The 2,539-nt window shown below is 65.3% G+C and carries 3 protein-coding genes; 1 reads left to right on the top strand and 2 read right to left on the bottom strand.

The features are described 5' to 3' along the window. The first annotated feature begins 2 nt into the window (after positions 1-2). A complete protein-coding gene (locus EN906_RS30585) occupies positions 3-953 on the top strand; it encodes an SDR family oxidoreductase (RefSeq protein ID WP_245484362.1) in 951 nt (316 codons plus the stop codon). A 63-nt stretch (positions 954-1,016) separates the two neighbouring features. Here EN906_RS30585 and EN906_RS30580 read toward each other — a convergent pair whose 3' ends face one another. Further along, positions 1,017-1,175, bottom strand: a complete 159-nt coding sequence (locus EN906_RS30580) for a DUF3309 family protein (RefSeq protein WP_023810914.1) — start codon at positions 1,173-1,175, stop codon at positions 1,017-1,019. 92 nt (positions 1,176-1,267) lie between these two features. Beyond that, on the bottom strand, positions 1,268-2,539 hold a 1,272-nt coding region (locus EN906_RS30575), incomplete at its 5' end, for an efflux RND transporter permease subunit (RefSeq protein WP_164777483.1).

Genomic DNA, 2,539 nt, shown 5'->3' with positions numbered 1-2,539 from the left:
GTATCGCAATTCTCGGTGCCAATGGCCGGCTCGGCCGCGTGGTCGCCAAGGCCTTCATCGACGCGGGCTACGAGGTCCGCGCCGTCACCCGCAACGGCAAGGTGCCGGCCGAACTCAAAGGCGCCACAGCCGTTGCCGGTGACGCGCTCGACCGCGAGGCCCTCATCCGCGTCACGCAAGGTGTCGACATCATCTTCAACGGCCTCAACCCGATCTACACCGAATGGGCCAAGTGCCTGCCGATCGCCGAGAATGTCATGGCCGCTTGCCGTGCCAACAACGCACTGCATCTCTTTCCCGGGACCGTATACAATTACGGGTCGCCGATGCCGGAGGTGATCACGGAAGACACGCCGTTCCGCCCGACGACCGAGAAGGGGCGCATCCGCGTCGCCATGGAGGACCTGTTTCACCGCGAGGCCGAAGCGCGCCGCGTCCGCACCATTATTTTGCGGGCCGGCGATTTCTTCGGCGGCACCGGCAGCGGCTCGTGGTTCGACCTGGTCGTCGCCGCCAAAATCAACAAGGGTGTCTATACGGCGCCCGGCCCGGTCGACCTCGTGCATGAATGGGCCTACCTGCCGGATCTGGCCAGGGCTTTCGTCGGACTGGCGCAGAACCTGGACAAGCTCGGCGCCTATGAAGCCCTCAACTTCCCGGGCCATCCCGTCACCGACCTGGAGATCAAGGCGGCCGCGGAGAAGGCGCTTGGACGCCCGCTCAAGATGACCTCGATGGCGTGGTGGGTGCTGCGCGCCGGCAGCCCGTTCGTGGCGATGTGGCGTGAGATCGTGTCGATGTCCTATCTGCGCTTCGAACCGCACCAACTGGCGTCGGCAAGGCTGGAAGGCATCATCGGCGCGATCCCGCACACGCCGCTGGATCAGGCCGTCACTGAAGCTCTCGGGGATATCGGCATTGCCACCGTGACCGGCGTTGCGAAAGCTGCCTGACCTCCGCGATGGCGGGCGATACTCCTCCGCACATTAACAATCTCCGCAGACTGAGAGGGCGCCTCAGAGCCGTCCCATCAACAGCAGCACCATAAGCACCACCAGCACCACGCCGACAATACCCGAGGGCCCATAGCCCCAGGAGCGCGAATGCGGCCAGGCCGGCACCGCGCCGATGAGGATAAGGACCAGGACGATGATGACTATGGTGGTGATCGGCATGAGAACCCCGCAATTCGACTTTTCGCCTAAGAACAATGCAAAAGGCCGCCCGGTTGTTCCGGGCGGCCTTTGCCGGTCAAATCGGCAATGATCTATTCGGCGGCTTTCGGAAAGGCGATATCCGGCCCGGCTCCGGCATCCCGCCCTGGCGCATCGGTCGATGAAATCTCGACCTTGCCGCGCCGGAACAGACGGCTGATCAAGCCGCGCCGTGCGCCCGGCTTGACCTTGGCGCGGGTGAACACCATCAGCATCGACGGCGTCACCACCAGCGTCAGCACCGTGGCGAAGGACAGGCCGAAGACGATCGCCGAGGACAGCGAAATCCACCATTGCGTCGACGGCGCGTTGATCGTCGTCTCGTGATGGAAGATTTCCAGCCCGAGGCCGAAGGCGATCGGCAGCACGCCGAGAATGGCCGACACAGCCGTCAGCACGACCGGGCGGGCGCGCTCGCGGCAAGTCTGCAGCACCGCCTCGACCTTGTCCCAGCCTTCTTCACGCAGCCGGTCATAGGTGTCGATCAGCACGATGTTGTTGTTCACCACCACGCCGGCCAGAGCGATGACGCCGATGCCCGACATGACGATGCCGAACGTCTCGCCGGTTATCAGCAGCCCGAGGAACACGCCGATCGTCGCCATGACCACGCAGGACAGCACCAGCCAGACGCTGGTGAACTTGTTGAACTGCGCCAGAAGCACCAGGAAGATCAGGAAGATCGCCGCCCCGAAGGCCTTGCTGAGGAAGGCGCTGGCTTCGGCGCTGTCCTCGTTCGAACCGGCCAGCTTCCAGCGGATGCCGCTGCCGAGATCCATGTCGGAGACGGCCTTGGTGACCTGCTCCTGCACAGCCGCGACCTGAGCGCCGGCGGCGACGTTGGCCTGGACGACCACCGTACGCGCGCCGTCGATGCGGTTGAGGATGCCGACCGTCGGCTCCGGCTTGCGCACGACGAAGTTCGAGATCGGCACCGAGCCTTGTGAGGTCTGCACCCTGAGTTCGTCGAGCGTCGACAGCGTGCGCCGGTCTTCGGGCAGCCGCAGCCTTATGTCGACCGCGTCGTCGGCTCCGGCAGGCCGGTATTCCGAGAGTTTCAGCCCGTTGGTCACCAGTTGCACCACCGTCCCGACCGAGGTTGGGCTGATGCCGTACTGCGCCGCCTTGGCACGATCGACCTCGAGCGCCCAGTCGACACCGGGCGGCGGCAGGCCGTCGGAAATATCGATGACGCCGGGCACCTTGCCGATGCGCGCCGCGACCTCACGGGCCTTGTCGTCGAGCCCCTTGGGGTCGACGGCCGAAAGCCTGATCTGGATCGGCTTGCCGGTCGGCGGACCGGCTTCCGGCACGCGCACCTCGAC

Origin of the sequence: Mesorhizobium sp. M7A.F.Ca.CA.004.06.1.1 (assembly GCF_003999135.1) — a bacterium.
Lineage (GTDB): Bacteria > Pseudomonadota > Alphaproteobacteria > Rhizobiales > Rhizobiaceae > Mesorhizobium.
Note: the sequence above shows the minus strand (reverse complement) of the source record. Positions and strands in the feature narration are given on the sequence as shown.